A 17,251-nucleotide genomic window follows, 5' to 3' on the forward strand; every position below is an offset into this window, starting at 1 on the left:
TCGCAAATGTCAGCAAAGCTTGGTGAAGTCCTGCTCAAAGAAGGGCTGATTACGCCGCAGCAGTTGAAAGAAGCCCTTGACTACCAACGGGCCAATGGTGGTCGGCTTGGCTCCATTTTTGTCACGCTGGGGATGGTCCAGGATGAAGCCATTACCTCGGTTCTGAGTCGGCAATACGGTGTTCCGGCGGTCAACCTGGACCTTTTCGATGTTGACCCTAACGCGGTTCGCTTGCTTCCTGAAGAAACTGCCCGCAAGTACATGGTACTTCCGCTCGCTCGCAATGGCTCGACGATGACCCTGGCGATGGTTGATCCGGCGAATGTGTTTGCGGTGGATGACATCAAGTTCATGACGGGCTTGAGCATCGAGCAAGTCGTCGTTTCTGAACTGTCGCTCGAACGCGCCATCGCGCGCTATTACGCGCCAGAGAAGGGACTCGTCCTGGCTGAGAAAATGAATGAATTCTCAGCCGGACTCAATGACCAGTTCAGCCTTGCAAACCTGAGCAATCTGGCTGGCGCAACGGCCGCGCCAGCCGCCCCGGTCAATCTCGACGAGGCGATGAATGAGATCAACGAAGCCCTTGGTGAAGGTGATTTCGAGGTTTCCGAAGCGCCTACCGAGGATGTGCTCGATCTCAGCACCCAAGCGGCTGATGAGGCTCCAGTCGTCAAGCTGGTCAACATGATCTTGGTTAGCTCACTGGAGTATGGGGCGAGTGACATCCATATCGAGCCATACGAGAAGGAGTTTCGCGTTCGCTTCCGAGTGGATGGGTTGCTGCGAGAAGTGATGCGTCCGCCAATGAAGATGCGGGCCGGTTTGACCTCGCGCATCAAAATCATGGCCAAGCTCGACATTGCGGAAACTCGCCTCCCCCAAGACGGTCGGATCAAAATCAAGCTCAAGCGCGAGACCGGTGTGCGCGACCTTGACTTTCGCGTGTCAACTCTGCCGACCCTCTGGGGCGAAAAAATCGTGCTTCGGCTGCTCGACAAAGAGAAGCTGATGCTCGACATGACCAAACTCGGTTTTGAACCGGAAAGCCTCGAAAAGTTCAAGCGCCAGATTGCCAAACCCTACGGCATGGTGTTGGTCACCGGTCCGACGGGATCAGGAAAAACCAATACGCTTTACTCGGCGCTATCAAGCCTGAACACGCCGGACACAAACATCATGACGGCTGAAGACCCAGTCGAGTTCAACCTCACAGGCATCAACCAAGTTCAGATGAAAGAACAAATTGGGTTGAACTTCGCAGCCGCGCTCCGGTCCTTCCTGCGCCAGGACCCAAACATCGTCCTGGTGGGTGAAATCCGCGACTTTGAAACGGCTGAAATCGCTGTCAAAGCCTCGCTGACCGGACACCTCGTGCTGTCCACGCTCCACACCAATGATGCCCCATCTACGGTCAGTCGGTTGATGAACATGGGGATCGAGCCATTTCTGGTAGCCACTTCGGTCAACCTCATTCAGGCGCAGCGTCTGATCCGGCGCATTTGCTCAGAGTGCAAGGCCCCGGCCAAGATTCAGCCGCCAGCCCAAACGCTGATAGAACTTGGGTTTACACCAGAAGAAGCGTCCAAGATCACGATTTATGAAGGCACCGGTAAAACCAAGGATGGGCGCGAGTGTCCGAAGTGCAAAGGCTCCGGCTACAAGGGCCGGGTTGGTCTGTATGAGGTTATGGAGATGAACGATGAGTTGCGCGAACTCATCCTCATCGGGGCCTCGTCCCTAGAGCTGCGCAAAAAAGCGATTGAACACGGCATGCTCACGCTGCGGCGGAGCGGACTCAGGAAAATTATGGATGGCATCACTACGATCGAAGAAGTTGTACGCGAAACCGTCTTATAACCCAACCAAGGTCTAGCCCAGTTAGCATTCGTGACCAGTTAGCGCTTCGGCCAGTGCGGCGCCAGCCTAGCACGGTGCGAGAGCCAAGAAACAAACTTGGTTTTTAGCTTTGTGACTGAATTCCACTGCCAGCGTCACCCACGGAGGTACACGCCATGTCGTCCAATTTTGTACTGAGCGACCTGCTTCGAAAGATGATCGAGCTAGGTGGCTCGGATCTCCATATCACCACGAATTCGCCGCCACAGGTTCGCGTGCACGGTCACCTACGCCCTCTCGACTATCCAGAAATGACGCCGGCGGATACCAAGCAATTGGCTTATTCTGTCTTGACAGATGCCCAGAAGCACCGCTTTGAAGAGACGCTTGAGCTTGACTTTTCATTTGGTATCAAAGGGATGTCACGTTTCCGAGCCAACCTGTTCAATCAACGGGGCGCGGTTGCCGCAGTGTTTCGGGGCATTCCCTATGAAATTCGGACCTTTGAGGACCTTGGCCTCCCACCAGTTGTCAGAAAACTCTGCGAAAAGCCACGCGGTCTCATTCTCGTTACAGGTCCGACGGGTTCGGGCAAGTCCACGACGCTGGCCGCGATGATCAACAAAATCAATGAAGACCGGCACGAGCACATCATCACCATTGAGGATCCCATCGAGTTCCTGCATCCACACAAAAACTGCCTGGTCAACCAGCGCGAAGTGCACGCCGACACGCATAGCTTTGCCAACTCGCTCCGCGCGGCGCTGCGGCAGGACCCCGATGTCGTGCTGATCGGGGAAATGCGTGACCTTGAAACGGTTGAAACGGCCCTGCGAATCGCCGAAACCGGCCACTTGACCTTTGGCACGCTGCACACCAACTCCGCCTACTCCACGATCAACCGCATCATTGACATCTTCCCGGCACACCAGCAGTCCCAGATTCGGACGCAGCTCAGTCTCGTGCTGGAAGGCGTGCTATGTCAGTCACTCCTGCCCAAGGCGAATGGGCAAGGACGCTGCATGGCGCTTGAAATTCTGGTTCCGAACTCAGCCATTCGCAATCTCATTCGTGAAGACAAGATTCACCAAATCTATGGGATGATGCAGACTGGGCAGGACAAGTTTGGGATGCAGACCTTCAATCAGTCGCTCCTTGGCCTCTACCTCAATCGCCAAATTACGCTTGATGTGGCGATGGCACGCTCGCACAACGCTGATGAGTTACAGGACTTAATCAACCGCGCAACCGCTGGTCAGGGCATGTCACCTGGCGGGATGCCGCCAGGCGGACGTCCGATGCCGCCAGGTGGAGCGGCTCGCCCTGGTATGCCACCGCCAGTTCGACGTTAGCCAGGTACGACTTGTTGGATTAATTGTGAAAAGTCACGGAGTTTTTGCTTCGTGACTTGCGCATCTCGATGGTATCGCCAACAATCAGTTTACGCTTTGAATCAGGGAAAACGGCTGCAAGCGCGTGGGGTGGTTCGGCACCGCCAATCGCCTCCCAAATCCAACTGGGTCTGGCTGTCGGCGAAGGTCAGACGCTGGAGGCTATGGATAGTAGCCACCACAGGAAGATGACTCGGCGTTTGGACGGGTGCCCCGCCTGCCAGCCTTAATCAAGCAGACGCATCTGTGCAAGGAGTGATTCGGTCATGCCGACGTATGTTTTCACAGGACGCAACCAGCTCAACCAGCAGGTGCGTGGAGAGCGCACGGCTGCCAGCCGCGAACAACTTGAAGCACTGCTCCGCCGTGAACAAGTCACGGTTGTCAGTGTTCAAGAAAAAAGCCGTGACATTGCCCTGCCCAAGCTCGTTGGCGGCAGCGTTTCCTCGAAAGAGTTAGCGATTTTCACGCGCCAGTTTTCCGTCATGATTGACGCCGGCTTGCCGCTGGTGCAGTGCCTTGAAATCTTGGCAAGCCAGCAGGAGAAAAATAAGTATTTCAAGCAGGTGCTCACGCAAGTGCGGACGGACGTTGAAACCGGTTCGACGCTCTCGGAGTCCATGGCCAAGCACCCGAAGGTATTTGACAACCTCTACACGAACATGGTGGCGGCTGGCGAAACCGGCGGTATCCTCGACACGATTCTCCAGCGCTTGGCCACGTTTATCGAGAAAATCGTCAAACTTCGCTCCGATGTCATTTCGGCGCTGATTTACCCATCCGCAGTTATCGTGCTGGCGGTAGTCGTGATTGCCGTCATCATGGTCGTGGTGATTCCAGCCTTCCGAAACATCTTTGAAGGTCTGCTTGGTCCAGGCGAGCGCCTGCCGCTGCCAACAGAAATCGTGATTGCCATCAGTTCGTTCATGGCCAGCTACTGGTGGCTTCTTTTGATCATCATTGTGGGTATCGTATTGGTCATTCGCGCTTACTACAAGACACCTGGCGGGCGCTTTCAAATTGACCGGCTCATGCTCAAGATTCCGATTATCGGTGATATTTTGCTCAAGATTTCCGTGGCGCGTTTCTCGCGGACACTCGCCACGCTCCTGTCAAGCGGCGTGCCAATTCTTGAATCGCTTGACATTACGGCACGAACCGCCGGGAATGTCATTGTCGGGAATGCGATCAATCGCGTGCGCGACTCAATTGAGCAGGGGCAAACCATCGTCGAGCCGCTCAAAGCCAGTGGAGTTTTCCCCTCTATGGTCTGCCAGATGATTGGTGTTGGGGAGCAAACCGGTGCGCTGGACGCCATGCTCTCCAAAATTGCCGACTTCTACGAACTCGAAGTGGACGCAGCCATTGCCAACCTCTTGACGTTGATTGAGCCGATCATGATTGGCTTTCTGGGTGTTACCATTGGGGGGATCGTCATCGCAATGTACCTCCCGCTCTTTGCCTTGGTTGGAAAACTGGCTGGACGCTAACCTCAACGTGGCGGACCTGGTTTCGCGCATGAGCGTAGCCAGGTCCTGTCTCACTCATCGCACCTAATCCCGCACGGGCCGTCGGCTCGTTGCCCAGGCTGGCATCTTCAAAACTGGGCGATAGTTCCCTTCCTCAAAACTAAACTTGAAATAGCCATCAAAGCGTGAAACGTCGGAGATTCCCTCGCCGCGCGCAAGGGTTGGCATGCGAAACCGGTCGTTGAACTGTGAATAATCCACCGTCGCCGAGATGGAGCGGATGTTTTTGAGGTTCTTATCGAGAATCTCTAAGTTGTACATGCCGTCTATGGTCAGGGTGAGCATCTCGCCTTGCTCACTTAGATAAATCACGCCAGAGGCGAGGGGCACGGTACGTGACCGCGTGCGTGGGCGAAAGCGGAAAGCCAGTTCCCCATCGCGCGGCGAAGTGGTTGGCTCGAACTCATAGTAGGCAACCCGTTCTGGTGTCAGTGGAAAAAAAATCAGATCAAAGAAGCCCTGTGCCGAGAGAATGGTCAACCCCTTGGGGTCAACGCGACTCTTGGGGCGGCCGTTGTCATCGGTGTCGCTCACGATGCGCGTCAAGACCGGATATTGCCCGGTTTCATCTGGTCGGGTTGATGGCTCAATGATGACTTCGGTTTCACGGTTCTGCCGCTGTCGCCCTGGCGCATCCCCAGGCCGGCGCGGCTTGTCGTAGCGCTCGACAGCCAGTCGCTGCCGATAGGTACACCGGTCACGCACCACGGCCGATTGGAATTGGTTGCAGATTGCCCGGCAAACCACAGGCGGGATGCCGCTGCAATCATAACCAGGACTGCCAGGACAATCTGGACCTGGCATTCGAGAAACGGTTCGTGGCACTGACCAAGCGGAAGAAAGGTTTCCCAGCCCAAGCAGGACACCGATCAGAACCAGGACAAGCCAAGACCTAAACACACATTTCATCATACCGTTCACCTCAATCAGGGTTGCTTTCATAGGGCACGACGTTCTACAAGCGAGGACGATCTTGGTTCATTCGTGGGCGTTCGCTCAACGTAGGCCCAATCCAACCTTTCCAAAAGTCCAGAGTGTGACGATGCAAGACCGTACCTACCGCCTCCCGTCTGGGTTCAATTTACCAGCCTTGGCCAACGACATTCGGCACTTTTTCCTGATGCGCGATCACCGCGTGCAAGTTGTGCCAATGGGTGAGGCCGTCATCGTTCAGGCCGTTCGGGACTCCACCCTGACCACCTTGCTTGGGCAATCATCCGCCTTGACCGTGCGGCTTCAGCCCATTGGAGATCACCTAAAAGTTGAAATTGGGACAAGCAAGTGGCTCGAAAAAGCCGCGCTGGGCGTTGTGGGCTATGTTTTACTCGGGCCACTGATTGTCTTACCAATCGTCGGCGCATTCAACCAGCTCAAGCTGGTCGAGGACCTCTGGGCGCATCTCGATACTCGGCTTATGTCTCCCTTTGATAGCCGTTTGCAAACGCCAGTGCCACCGCCAGAGCCATCTTACCGGAGCGACACGCCCTCCCAACCATCACCGGAGCAACGTTGCTTGTCGTGCCAGTCACCGATGCCGGCCAATGCGGTCTTTTGTTCCCGCTGCGGGCAACGGGCGTCAGTCATCCCCTACACGGCGGAACCAGAAGCGACTTCCCTGACACCGACTTGCCCACAGTGTGGGCTGGTCAACCAGATGGGAGCCCGTTTTTGTTCGGGGTGTGGGTACCGCTTCCCGTAGAGTCCTGGCGGGCCATCGTAGCCGGGGCGCAACCGGCTTGGATTCGCAAGACAACATATCCACCGGTTGTCACACAGACAACGGACAGGGTGGCCTTCGCTGACTTGGCAGTAAAGTCGCCAATCCTGAGCCTGGTCCAATCGCGTTCCGGCTGCTTATCGTGCATTGGGTCCTGCAAGCGGTGTCATTCACGGCGCATTGCCGATTGTTGTTTTTCAGCTTCGCGCGCCTGCGCTGCGCGGGACTGCTCAACCGCTTCTTTTGTGGTATGAATGTGAGGGCGTTTGGCTGAGTAGATGATTTTCAGGGTCTGTCCTACCTGGGTACGGTCGTACTCCGAGTAAAAAACACGTTTGTCCATCCGATGGATTTTCCCAGTGACATCACGATACTCATAGGCCAGCCGATATTTCCCATACTTACGCACAACGAGCGCATCTGTCTCGACTCCATTCGCCAGGATTTCCTGGAAGTGATGGGTTAGCTGGATAAAACGGAACACGATGAGTCCAACAGCGACAACAAGAAGCCCACAAAACAAAAAAACGGACAGCAATATGCTGGCCATAGCCCTCCATCTCACACGACCCAATTCCCGGGTCTCTTCAGTTTGATCATCAGGAAGCAGGCATCCGCCTGATGTGTTCCCTCCTAAGGAGCCGGTCACGCGAAACACAGGCGACCGACCACACCCCGTAGTGCCACCTGTGACGTTTTCCTAACCCAATCATACTAGTGCGAAGATAAATAAAGCCACAAAAACCGAACGAGGCTCACGAGAAACAAGACCGTGCCAATGCCACCGAGCGCCAACGCCCAGCGCACGCGCCGCCGCAGGGTGACAAGCCGCAAACGGTAGCCCTCTGGCAGCTCGGCCCGTTCCTCAAACCGCAGGCGGCCAGCCTCGGCCTGAATCGCGAAAAAAAGCGCGAAGACCCCTAACGGAAGCGTACAGAGCCAGCCGACGAGCGCCGCGGCGATGCCAAGCGCCAATCCGAGGAAAGCTCGCCCTTCTAGTCGAACGAGTTCATCAATCGGTGACACCGCAAGTGAAGCTGAACTATCCCCTTGCTCTATCACAGCGCCTCAAAACCAGCCGCGCCGACCCTGCACATAAGTTGCCACGAATTCCTGATCAGACTTAGTCAAATACATGATCCCTTCCACCAAGCCAATGACACTGGAGATCATGGCGCCAAAGCCACAAGTCAATATCGTGATGCCTAGCATGATCAGCCCTTCGGTGGTGTAGCCAAGGATAAACTTATGAACCCCTAGCGCCCCCAGCAAAATGGCGCAAATGGCAGCCGGTATTTTCTTGTCAGCGCCTGGAACCGGGCCGCCCGCTGATGGCGGATAAGGTGCTGGTTGATAAGAAGGCGGGGTTTGCCCACCGTATGGACTTGAGAAAACATTCAAATCAAAAGCGGTTCTCGAACCGGTCAGCATTGCCAAGCGCATCTGGTGCATAGCGTCCTCTCACAACATTAAGCCGAATCCCACAGGTTTCCAGGGTTTGCCCGACAGGATTCGGCCAGTCACAAGCGATCAAAATTGGGACAAGCAAGGTGTGGCGCGCCAACAAGTCTAACTCAAAACCAAGGTCGCCGTCCCTGAATATAAGTCGCAACAAACTCATCATCGCTTTTTGATAGATACATCACTCCTTCAACCAACCCAATAACTGAAATAGCAACTGGGATGAGGAGGAGAACAAACCCGATCCCGCAGGTCAGAATACCGACAATGACCGCAAGGATGAACCCACCGATCGTCCCACTCAGCATCATGATGCCTTCCTGCTGATAGCCCAGGACGAATTTGTGCGCCCCAAAACCGCCAAGCAAAATGGCCAGCGTGGCGGCAGTTACTTTCTTCTCGGCACCAGGCGGCGGCCCGCCTGGGAGAGGCGGCACCGGCGGTGGATAAGATGGCTGCTGGTAAGGTGACTGGGAAGGCTGACCGTAGGGACTTGTCAACAGGTTGAGTTCCAAGGCTGTAGCCATCAGCGGGTCCTCCACAACGAGACGTTGCAATGTTGTTTGGCTCAAACGAATCGTCTCAGCGAATCCCGCTGAAGTCAAATCACCCTGAAATCAGGCTCACCAACATCCCCAAGAACCACAGCGCAGTTGCAGCCCCACCCAGAATGATACCGGCCAGGGCCATGCCTTGACCTTCGGTCACACCAATTCGCTGCAACTTGCTTTTTGATTGAAAACCAAAACCCATGGCGATCGGTCCAAGCAGTCCACAGCACAGCAGCCCCAAAATGCCCAGAATAAGCGCCGTTCGCGCCTGGCTTTGCAGCCGCCCAGATTCAGCGAACAGCGTTGCTTCTTGATAACCAACCTGCCCATAGCTGGGTGGCACATAGGCAGCCATCGGCGGCGGTGGTGGATACTGATATGGAATCGTGGGTGGCGTCCCGTAAGCGCCCGGTGGAACCGGCGGCGGATAGGACGGCGCTTGATAGGGCGAGGCTGGTTGAGACTGCGGCTGGGTTGGCGCCTCAAACGGGTTTGTCGCGGCTGCCGGCGTTGTATCCGTAACCGGCGCGGATGGGTTTGGCGCGCCGCAGTTGTGACAGACTGCCACGGTATCCGCGTTGAGCGCACCACAGTTCGGGCAGTAGTAAGGCATGAGTGGCTAAGCTCCACGAGCAGCGTGAGATGTTTTCGTCGCGCCGGTCATCATCAGACCAAGCTCAGATTGGGACGCAGTCGCCGGATCGGTTTCACCAACGATGCGGCCATCATACATGACAAGCAGTCGGTCGCTGAGTGACAAAACTTCTTCCAACTCGGCAGACACAAGCAAAATCCCAACGCCAGCGTCGCGCAGCGCAATGAGCTTGCGGTGAATAAACTCGATAGCGCCAATGTCAACCCCACGGGTCGGCTGTGAAACCAGCAGCAGCCTGGGCGGCAACTCAAACTCGCGGCCCACGACGAGTTTTTGCTGATTTCCCCCCGACAGTGACCGGGACAGCGCCTGCCGCTGGGGAGGGCGCACATCAAAGTCGCGCAGCAGGGCATCGGTTCGCCGATCAATGGTTGGACGGTCCAGAAACCCAAAGCGCACGGCCGGTGGACGGTAATGATCGCCCAAGATGGTGTTGTCAGACAAATCAAAATCCAGCAGAAGCGCCCGCTTATGCCGGTCTTCCGGGATATGCGCCACGCCCAAAGCACGAATGCTGCGCGGGGATTGTCCGATGATTGACTTGCCTGAAAACCGGATATCGCCTGACGTTGGCTTCAACAGCCCCGCCAGACACTCCACCAGCTCCGACTGACCATTGCCTTCCACGCCAGCAATGCCAACGATTTCTCCGGCTCGCACGTTGAATGAAACGTCTTCCAGCGCCCGCGCGCCGCTGGCTTTCATCAAGCTTAGACGTGACACCTCCAGCAAGGTGTCCTGGGGATGCGCCGGTGTTTTTTCAACCCGTAGCAAGACTTCCCGCCCAACCATCAGACGCGCCAGGTCTTCGGCCGAGGTCTGATGCGTTTCGACTTCATCCACCACTCGCCCATCCCGCATGACGGTTACACGGTCAGAGATTGCCAGCACTTCAGCCAGCTTATGCGTAATGATGATGATCGTTTTGCCTTGTTTGCGGAGTGCGCGCAGGACAGCAAACAGTTCTTCAACTTCGGGCGGGGTGAGGACTGCCGTTGGCTCGTCGAGAATCAGCACCTCCGCGCCACGGTAAAGCGTCTTGAGAATCTCGACCCGTTGTTGCTCGCCAACTGAAAGGTCACCAATGAGCGCATCAGGATTAGCGCGTAGCTTATACCGTTCGCACAGGTCGAGTAATGTTTGGCGCGCACCGGTATAATCCACCATCAAGCCGGCGCGTGGCTCGGCACCCAGCACGATGTTTTCCAGCACGGTGAGCGTTGGCACGAGCATGAAATGCTGATGCACCATGCCCAGTCCGGCCGCAATGGCATCGCGCGGCGAAGCAAATCGGACGGACTGACCGTGCAGGAAAATCTCCCCGGCGTCTGGCTGATAGAGTCCGTAAAGGACGTTCATGGCAGTGGACTTGCCAGCGCCGTTCTCGCCGATGACGGCATGGATCGTTTGCGTGGCAATCTTGAGCGTTACGGCGTCGTTGGCAACGAGCGCGCCAAAACGCTTCGTCACCCCACGCATTTCAACGGCAACCGGGTGGGCCATGATGTCGAGGCAGCGCACTTGGTGGAGCGTCCGCTGCTTGGAAAGAAAAGTGGTGCATCCTGCTGGATTCGAACCAGCGGCCTTTGGCTCCGGAGGCCAACGCTCTATCCACTGAGCTAAGGATGCGCCCTGAAAAGGTGAGCCGGAACGTTAGCGCGGGACCTCACGAAAAGCAAGATTCACCCAAACATTTAGCCAGCCGCGACTTCCTCAACTCGCGCCGACTGGATGACCACCGCCTTCAGAGGACGGTCTTGCGCATTCGTCGGCGTTTCGGCAATGGCATCCACAACCTCTTGTCCGGCAATGACCCGGCCAAAGATCGTGTAGTTCGGCGGCAGGGCACTTTTCTTGTGCATGATGAAAAACTGGCTGCCGTTCGTGTTGGGTCCACGGTTAGCCATCGCAACGATGCCGGGCACGTATCCCGTCCGGTAGAGCGGTGAGCTAGGGTTGATTTCATCGGCAAATTCGCGCCCGAAAGCTGATTCACCCCCAGCGCCCGTGCCGGTCGGATCGCCGCCCTGAATCATGAAGCCACGAATAACACGGTGAAACGTTACGTTCGTGTAGTAGCCCCGGTTGGCAAGTGTCGTGAAATTCTCAACCGTTTTGGGAGCGTCATTTGGTAACAGCTCGAACCGAATCTCCCCATGATTGGTGACTAGTGTAGCAATGAGTTTGGCGGTCATGCCAAGTATCCTTTCAAAGGTTTAGAGTGGTGTAACAGTCACGTCCGGCCGGGACATCATGGCTCGCCAACCGTCGCCGAGATGATACGCACCGGCGTCACCGGACGGTCGTTTGGTCCGGTTGGCGTTTCGGCAATCGCATCCACGACGTCTTGCCCCTCAAAAACACGCCCAAAGATGGTATATCCCGGTGGAAGTTGATAGTCGCGGTGCATAATAAAGAACTGACTCCCGTTCGTGTTCGGACCGCGATTGGCCATGGCCACGATACCGGCCTTGTAGCCCGCCAAGTACAGCGGCGAGCGGGGGTCTATCTCATCGGCAAACTCGCCTCCGAAAGCGGATTCCCCGCCAGTGCCGTCGCCTCTAGGATCACCGGTCTGGATCATAAAGCCTTTGATTACCCGGTGGAACGTCAACCCGTTGTAGTATTTTCGTTCAGCCAGCAAGCGAAAATTCTCGCAAGTTTTTGGGGCATCCTGCGGGAGCAGTTCAAAGCGAATCCGCCCTTTGGTTGTTTCCAGTGTGGCAACCAACCGTTTTGCTGGGGTGGTTTCCGCCGGCGGCGACGGTGTGGATGACGGTGTGGATGACGCCGGCGGCGCAACTGGTGGTGAGGTTGGCGGTGGGGCGCTAGGCGGCGGCGAACTACAACCAAACGTCAGCGCGATCATCGCCAAGGTCAGGAGAAAGGACATCTGGTGTGGCAAACCGATTCGCCGGTCAGCAAAACGTAGCCAAAACATCATGGTACAGCCGTAAGTTCCTTACAGATTTAGGGTGTTTCTTCACTGAGCCATGTATTGGCACGCCACGCTCCCCAAATGCAATACACCTGGGCAAAAATCACCGAGGGTCTCCACGCCGGTCAACGATCAGCCCTTGGCTTGCGCTCGGATGGCTCGCCTGTTTTCTAGCTTGTTTTCTAGCCTGCCAGCGCGCGCCATCATCTGCCCCGCCGACAGCTTGGCAAAAGCTTCGGCAATGGCCGGTGACGTCACCCCAGGGGTTTCGGCTTTCTGGAGGGCAAGCGCCCCCAACCGGGACAACTGCCGTTTTTGACTCGGCAAAAGCCACCGCAACGATGGCTACGGTTGCCGCGGCTGCCGGATTGGACCCGACCCAGTACAATCATCTCCTGCTTTGGCAGAACTTAGCCGCCGGTGAGATACAGACTGCTCGCCGCCGACTGAGTGACCCATTACCTGGCACCACGACTTGGGCAAATGATGCCGGTGTCGCTCATGGCGAGTGGGCGCTGTGCCAAGGGCAGCCGGAAGATTTCGAGGCGGCACTCAACAGCCTCACGTCAGCCCTCGACAATACTGACTCGGCGCTGACCGCGCGCTTCAACCGCGCGGTTTTATTTCAGCGCCTTGGCCTGTCTGACCACGCTGAGGCTGAATGGGTGGCTTACCTCGCCGCCGAGACTGATGCCGCCTGGCTTGCCGTAGCACAACGGCACCGCGCGCGCCTCGCCCATCAACCACCAGATGAGGCACAACTCTGGGAAACGTTCACGACCCTCGCGCCCGACCCAAAGACGCCCGCGATGCAGGCGTTTCTTGCCCAACACTTGGGCAAGCTGGTTAGCCACACAGCCATCGCTCAGTCTGAAAGGCTGGCGACTTCAGGCGACGCAAAGCAGATGGCACAACTCCAACAGCTCGCCGAAGTCGCCAAAGATCAGGCAAACGATCACTGGATGAACGATCTCATCCAAGCCTTGGGCAACCTGCGCACGACCGGTCAGGGCGCGGCCTGGCTGGCCGCGCGCCAGGAACTCCACCAGGCCCGGCAACACTACCCAATTGAAGGCAAACCAACCGTAGCCGAACCCCTATATGCCCATGCCCGCCAGACATTTCTCGACTTGGGAGACGTGGCCAGCGCGGCCGAAGCCGATCTCGGTCTTGTGTACTGTGCGGTTCAGCGCCCTGAAACAACCAGCCTCGACCGCCTCAGCGCGGCGCTGTTGACCCTGGCGCGTGAGCGGCGCTACGCCCGACTCGAAGGGCAAGCCTTGCGCGTGCGCGCCCAACTGGCGCTCCGGCAGGCAAATGCCGCGCTCGCCACGACCCACTGCCAGGCGGCGCTTGCGCGCTTTCGGGCGCTCGCCGACTGGGAAGAAGTTCAGCGGACGCTGCTCATCCTCAGTGACGCCTATGAACGCCAAGGTGACTCACGCTCCGCGCTCACTACGTTGCGCGAGTTGCTGGTGACCGGCTTGGAACAAGGCACGAATCCACGCCGCCACTCGCAAGCCTGCGCCTTCGCAGCGCGGACCTGCGCGGCGGCCGGGGCATTTGAGCTTGGGATCATTTTTGCCGACGAGGCTCGGACGGCAGCCACCGGGCAAGCTTTCCCGGCATTCCAACTCGACGCCGAAATCCTGTTGGCCGTGCTCGGCATCAAGGTCGGTCGCCCAGCCGAAGCAGCGGCGGCGCTGGAACGGGCTGAGACCATGTTGGCCGGCATCGAAGACCCGCGGACGCGGGACGTACTCGCTTTAGACTTCCTGCCGACCGCCGCTTGGTGCCGCCTGGAACTAGGTGATCCGGTCGCCGCACTACGGCTCTGCGCCACGGCAGCCGATAACCTCCGTCAAGGGCAGCATGACGCCTACTGGCCGCTGGTGCAGTCCGTACGGAGCGCCGCACACCTGGCATTGGGCGATGACCGCGCCGCCGAGGCGGACCTTCAGGCCGGCATTCGGTGGCTGGAGGCAGCCCGCTTGCGCCTAACGAAAACGCCTGACCGCCAGCGCTTCTTTCACCGGCATGCCGATCTTTATGAACGCTTGGCTCATATCTGGCTGAAGCGCGGCGCGAGTGACAAAGCGTTTGCGTGGCTTGAACGCGCCCGCGCCCGTACCCTTCTGGATCGCCGCCAAGCCTTGAGTAACCCGGCACCCACCCCAATTGACGCAAGCCAAGCGTTTTCAGTTCAGGCACAACAAAAGCGGTTGCCAAGCGACATCGTGATCGCGGCCTATGCGGTCGGTGCCGATCAGACCGAAGGCTTCGTTCTGGACCGACACGGGCTACGTCATCGGACGCTTCCAGTTGGAAGGGAGCAGCTCAACCGCGACATCCTCGCCCTGACGCGCGCACTGACGCATCCAAGCGACGATCCGCAACCACTCCGCCAAACAGGACAACGGCTTTACGCCACCTTGATTGCACCGCTGGACCTCCCCCTGGAGACCACGCGCCGCTTGGTTATCGTCCCGGATGGGCCGCTCCATGCCTTGCCGTGGGCGGCGCTCTGCGACACACAGGCGCGGTGGCTACCAGAACAAACGCCTTTCTCGATTTGCCCAAGCGTAGCGGCGCTCATTCAGGCGCTTGAACCACGCTCACTTCCGCACAATCAATCGGTGCTGATGGCGACCGACGCTCACCTCACCTTCCCGGTGGCAGCCGACGCCTTGCCGCCACTCCCTGGAGCGCGGGATGAAATGCTCTGCCTTCAAGCGCTTCTGAATGCCGAACAGGCAAAGTCGGTACAGGTTTTGGCTGGGGAGCAAGTCACGAAAGCCAACCTGCTGGACGCGCTTCAGACCGCCGGCCTAGCTCATCTCGCGGTTCACGGGGTCGCCATGCCGAACGAGCCGTTACAGTCGGCACTTTACCTCACGGCCGCCCCAACCGATGATGGACGGCTGACAGCGGCGGAAATCTATGAACGATCCCTTCCCTCGCTCCAGTTGGTTGTCTTATCGGCCTGCGAATCAGCCCTTGGCGCGGCGCTCCAGGGCGAAGGACCGACCGGACTTGGACAGGCTTTTTTGGCGGCCGGGGCGGCGAGCGTGATTGCCACGCTGGCGCGGGTGGATGATCGCGCCATGCGCGACTTGATGTGCGCGTTTCATGCCGCCTGGCAGGCCGGGGCGAGTCCGTCCGTGGCGCTGCAAGTCGCCCAGCGCGCTTGCTTAGGGCAACACCCGGCACAGTGGGCAGTGGTCGTGGCGCTGGGTGCGCCGTAGCTTCAGACGCGCCTGAATTTTTCAGACTTACCAGACAGCGCGGCAGCAATGTAGGCTGGAAGTACGTTCCACCTTCTGAACGGCGTCCCTGCCATTTCTTATCTTTCTTGCAGGCCCTCTTGCAGGCGAGGTGCGTATGCCCTTTCCCATCAACATCCAAGTCGAAAACCCGATCAACGATCCCCTGCAAATTGAAAACTGCACGGCCGAAGTTGCCGACAATGGCGACATCCTCATCAGCGGTGAAGTCATTCACACCGGCCAGGATGGTGTGCGTCGCTACAATCCATCGCTGCTGTTTACGGTCGTGGACAAGCATAACGTCCCAATCGGCAGCAGCCGAACCATGGCCGGCGGGGAGTTTCTAGTACCCGGACAACGGGCTTACTTCACGGGCAAGGTGCCAGGCATGGGTCAGTCGGCCCGATTTGGCAAGGTCGTCATCAGCGCCATTCCCAACAGCGGCTTCCGGGAAAACAAAAAGCGTGGGCGGGCGGCTGGCTGAGAGCGCCACTGAAAAATCATTCACTTGCGGAACGTTTCACTTGCAGAACGTTCAGATGCGCTCTCGGAGTTCCCCTGGGCAACCACGGAGCCAGTGCGGCCTGGCGGGGCAATGACCGACGCTCAAGCCGCCACCTGTTCGTCGTTGATTCCGGCCAGTCGCGCTTGGTGACTCGCTTTTGAGCTGGCTTTCAAGGTATGTTCAGAGCAGTAACCCTCGAATCCACGACGACTTGATACGTTTTCGATGCCTTCCTCATCCACATCGGCGGCGCGTGTTGGCGCGGCGCAAGTCACACCACCCAAGTCAACCGCGGTACGTAAATCCAAAAAAGTAGCCACCACGACCGGCGCATCGCCCCAAACCATCGCGGATGCCCAGCCGGTGTTTCCCTTCACGGCCATTCTGGGCCAGGAAGAAATGAAACGGGCGCTCCTGCTCAACGCCGTCAACCCCAACATTCGCGGCATTCTGGTGCTCGGCCACCGTGGCACGGCGAAGTCCACTTCGATTCGCGCCCTGGCCGACGTTCTGCCGCCGATTACATTCGTTGCCGAATGTCCCTACCGCTGTCCGCCAGAAAAGCCGGCCGGGCTGTGCGATACCTGCGCCAACGCCAAACCACGGGCGAAGCTGCCCACTCTAGTTGGTCGCGTCCCGGTCGTTGATCTGCCACTCGGCGCGACCGAAGATCGGCTCTGTGGCACGCTCGACATCGAACGCGCTCTGAGCCAGGGCCAGAAAGCCTTTGAGCCGGGGCTGCTGGCCAAGGCCAATCGCGGCTTTCTCTACATTGACGAAGTCAACTTGCTGGAAGACCACCTAGTGGATGTCCTGCTTGATTCGGCCGCCGGCGGCATCAACATCGTTGAACGGGAAGGCATCTCGATTGCCCACCCGGCCAAGTTCACGCTCATTGGGTCGGGTAACCCCGAAGAAGGCGAACTGCGCCCGCAGTTGCTCGACCGGTTTGGACTGATGGCCGAGATTCGGACGATTACTGACATTGACACCCGCATTGACATCGTCAAACGGCGACTGGCCTTTGAACGCGATCCGGTCGGCTTTCGCGCCGCCTACGAGCCAGCGCAAACCGAACTGCGCACCCGCTTGGTCAACGCCCGTGACCGGCTGGATGCGATTGATGTCCCTGACAACATCCTGCGCTTCATTGCCAAGCTCTGCGTGGCGCTCGAGGTGGACGGCCACCGGGGCGAAATCACCCTGCTCAACGCGGCTTTGGCCAATGCCGCCTTTGAGGGGCGGGAAAGCGTCACCCGCGACGACATAAGCGCCGTGGCGACGCTTTCCCTCCGCCACCGGCTGCGCAAAGACCCACTTGACCGGACTGACGGCGGTGAAAAGATTCGCTGGGCGCTGGAAAAGCTCGATAAAGACGTTAGCTAGAGGGAAGCCGGTC

At 58.0% G+C, this 17,251-nt stretch carries 17 protein-coding genes and 1 tRNA gene; 7 read left to right on the forward strand and 11 right to left on the reverse strand.

Translation table 11 applies throughout. The annotated features are described in order from the left end of the window. Nucleotides 1–6: 6 nt before the first annotated feature. The 3 genes from pilB to J8C06_RS07475 all read left to right on the forward strand — a co-directional run bounded on the left by pilB (nt 7) and on the right by J8C06_RS07475 (nt 4,720). Nucleotides 7–1,860, forward strand: coding sequence for a type IV-A pilus assembly ATPase PilB (gene pilB / locus J8C06_RS07465; protein WP_211428092.1), 1,854 nt, complete (start codon nt 7–9; stop codon nt 1,858–1,860). Between the two features lie 155 nt (nt 1,861–2,015). After that, on the forward strand, nt 2,016–3,191 hold the full coding sequence (locus tag J8C06_RS07470) for a type IV pilus twitching motility protein PilT (RefSeq protein WP_211428093.1): 1,176 nt from the start codon (nt 2,016–2,018) through the stop codon (nt 3,189–3,191). A gap of 305 nt (nt 3,192–3,496) precedes the next feature. Further along, nucleotides 3,497–4,720, forward strand: a complete 1,224-nt coding sequence (locus tag J8C06_RS07475) for a type II secretion system F family protein (protein WP_211428094.1) — start codon at nt 3,497–3,499, stop codon at nt 4,718–4,720. A 63-nt stretch (nt 4,721–4,783) separates the two neighbouring features. Here J8C06_RS07475 and J8C06_RS07480 read toward each other — a convergent pair whose 3' ends face one another. Further along, nucleotides 4,784–5,467 (reverse strand): hypothetical protein, encoded by a 684-nt coding sequence (locus J8C06_RS07480; protein WP_211428095.1) that lies wholly within the window; start codon nt 5,465–5,467, stop codon nt 4,784–4,786. Between the two features lie 334 nt (nt 5,468–5,801). Here J8C06_RS07480 and J8C06_RS07485 point away from each other — a divergent pair, with 334 nt between their 5' ends. Next, a complete protein-coding gene (locus tag J8C06_RS07485; protein ID WP_211428096.1) occupies nt 5,802–6,458 on the forward strand; it encodes a zinc ribbon domain-containing protein in 657 nt (218 codons plus the stop codon). Between the two features lie 184 nt (nt 6,459–6,642). Here J8C06_RS07485 and J8C06_RS07490 read toward each other — a convergent pair whose 3' ends face one another. From J8C06_RS07490 to J8C06_RS07535, 10 genes are all read right to left on the reverse strand, one after another. Then, a complete protein-coding gene (locus J8C06_RS07490; RefSeq protein ID WP_211428097.1) occupies nt 6,643–7,026 on the reverse strand; it encodes a DUF3592 domain-containing protein in 384 nt (127 codons plus the stop codon). Between the two features lie 164 nt (nt 7,027–7,190). Next, complete coding sequence (locus J8C06_RS07495; protein ID WP_211428098.1) at nt 7,191–7,502, reverse strand: hypothetical protein; 312 nt, start codon at nt 7,500–7,502, stop codon at nt 7,191–7,193. A 42-nt stretch (nt 7,503–7,544) separates the two neighbouring features. Continuing rightward, nucleotides 7,545–7,928 (reverse strand): TM2 domain-containing protein, encoded by a 384-nt coding sequence (locus J8C06_RS15430; protein WP_455423687.1) that lies wholly within the window; start codon nt 7,926–7,928, stop codon nt 7,545–7,547. 122 nt (nt 7,929–8,050) lie between these two features. Then, nucleotides 8,051–8,464, reverse strand: a complete 414-nt coding sequence (locus tag J8C06_RS07505; protein WP_211428099.1) for a TM2 domain-containing protein — start codon at nt 8,462–8,464, stop codon at nt 8,051–8,053. A 79-nt stretch (nt 8,465–8,543) separates the two neighbouring features. Next, complete coding sequence (locus tag J8C06_RS07510; RefSeq protein ID WP_211429860.1) at nt 8,544–9,101, reverse strand: DUF4190 domain-containing protein; 558 nt, start codon at nt 9,099–9,101, stop codon at nt 8,544–8,546. 6 nt (nt 9,102–9,107) lie between these two features. Next, nucleotides 9,108–10,646: an ABC transporter ATP-binding protein gene (locus J8C06_RS07515; protein WP_211428100.1), complete on the reverse strand. Its 1,539-nt coding sequence runs from the start codon at nt 10,644–10,646 to the stop codon at nt 9,108–9,110. 50 nt (nt 10,647–10,696) lie between these two features. Continuing rightward, a tRNA-Arg gene (locus J8C06_RS07520) sits at nt 10,697–10,772 on the reverse strand. A 65-nt stretch (nt 10,773–10,837) separates the two neighbouring features. Further along, complete coding sequence (locus tag J8C06_RS07525) at nt 10,838–11,338, reverse strand: peptidylprolyl isomerase (RefSeq protein WP_211428101.1); 501 nt, start codon at nt 11,336–11,338, stop codon at nt 10,838–10,840. 56 nt (nt 11,339–11,394) lie between these two features. Then, a complete protein-coding gene (locus tag J8C06_RS07530; protein ID WP_246602003.1) occupies nt 11,395–12,087 on the reverse strand; it encodes a peptidylprolyl isomerase in 693 nt (230 codons plus the stop codon). Between the two features lie 126 nt (nt 12,088–12,213). After that, nucleotides 12,214–12,408: a hypothetical protein gene (locus J8C06_RS07535; protein ID WP_211428102.1), complete on the reverse strand. Its 195-nt coding sequence runs from the start codon at nt 12,406–12,408 to the stop codon at nt 12,214–12,216. Between the two features lie 14 nt (nt 12,409–12,422). Between J8C06_RS07535 and J8C06_RS07540 the strand changes: the two genes are divergently transcribed. The 3 genes from J8C06_RS07540 to bchI all read left to right on the forward strand — a co-directional run bounded on the left by J8C06_RS07540 (nt 12,423) and on the right by bchI (nt 17,238). Continuing rightward, a complete protein-coding gene (locus tag J8C06_RS07540) occupies nt 12,423–15,326 on the forward strand; it encodes a CHAT domain-containing protein (RefSeq protein WP_211428103.1) in 2,904 nt (967 codons plus the stop codon). 136 nt (nt 15,327–15,462) lie between these two features. Continuing rightward, complete coding sequence (locus J8C06_RS07545) at nt 15,463–15,831, forward strand: hypothetical protein (RefSeq protein ID WP_211428104.1); 369 nt, start codon at nt 15,463–15,465, stop codon at nt 15,829–15,831. A gap of 246 nt (nt 15,832–16,077) precedes the next feature. After that, nucleotides 16,078–17,238: a magnesium chelatase ATPase subunit I gene (gene bchI / locus J8C06_RS07550; protein ID WP_211428105.1), complete on the forward strand. Its 1,161-nt coding sequence runs from the start codon at nt 16,078–16,080 to the stop codon at nt 17,236–17,238. Nucleotides 17,239–17,251: the final 13 nt, after the last annotated feature.

Source organism: Chloracidobacterium validum, assembly GCF_018304825.1.
Classification (GTDB): Bacteria; Acidobacteriota; Blastocatellia; order Chloracidobacteriales; family Chloracidobacteriaceae; genus Chloracidobacterium; species Chloracidobacterium validum.

What these genes read in the sequence shown, in the direction of transcription:
- J8C06_RS07540 (WP_211428103.1), top strand. Translation starts at nt 12,423, where the DNA reads ATGGCTACGGTTGCCGCGGCTGCCGGATTGGACCCGACCCAGTACAAT.
- J8C06_RS07530 (WP_246602003.1), bottom strand. Translation starts at nt 12,087, where the DNA reads ATGATGTTTTGGCTACGTTTTGCTGACCGGCGAATCGGTTTGCCACAC.
- J8C06_RS07510 (WP_211429860.1), bottom strand. Translation starts at nt 9,101, where the DNA reads ATGCCTTACTACTGCCCGAACTGTGGTGCGCTCAACGCGGATACCGTG.
- J8C06_RS07525 (WP_211428101.1), bottom strand. Translation starts at nt 11,338, where the DNA reads ATGACCGCCAAACTCATTGCTACACTAGTCACCAATCATGGGGAGATT.
- J8C06_RS15430 (WP_455423687.1), bottom strand. Translation starts at nt 7,928, where the DNA reads ATGCACCAGATGCGCTTGGCAATGCTGACCGGTTCGAGAACCGCTTTT.
- bchI (WP_211428105.1), top strand. Translation starts at nt 16,078, where the DNA reads ATGCCTTCCTCATCCACATCGGCGGCGCGTGTTGGCGCGGCGCAAGTC.
- J8C06_RS07475 (WP_211428094.1), top strand. Translation starts at nt 3,497, where the DNA reads ATGCCGACGTATGTTTTCACAGGACGCAACCAGCTCAACCAGCAGGTG.
- J8C06_RS07515 (WP_211428100.1), bottom strand. Translation starts at nt 10,646, where the DNA reads ATGGCCCACCCGGTTGCCGTTGAAATGCGTGGGGTGACGAAGCGTTTT.
- J8C06_RS07545 (WP_211428104.1), top strand. Translation starts at nt 15,463, where the DNA reads ATGCCCTTTCCCATCAACATCCAAGTCGAAAACCCGATCAACGATCCC.
- J8C06_RS07505 (WP_211428099.1), bottom strand. Translation starts at nt 8,464, where the DNA reads ATGGCTACAGCCTTGGAACTCAACCTGTTGACAAGTCCCTACGGTCAG.
- J8C06_RS07485 (WP_211428096.1), top strand. Translation starts at nt 5,802, where the DNA reads ATGCAAGACCGTACCTACCGCCTCCCGTCTGGGTTCAATTTACCAGCC.
- J8C06_RS07490 (WP_211428097.1), bottom strand. Translation starts at nt 7,026, where the DNA reads ATGGCCAGCATATTGCTGTCCGTTTTTTTGTTTTGTGGGCTTCTTGTT.
- J8C06_RS07470 (WP_211428093.1), top strand. Translation starts at nt 2,016, where the DNA reads ATGTCGTCCAATTTTGTACTGAGCGACCTGCTTCGAAAGATGATCGAG.
- pilB (WP_211428092.1), top strand. Translation starts at nt 7, where the DNA reads ATGTCAGCAAAGCTTGGTGAAGTCCTGCTCAAAGAAGGGCTGATTACG.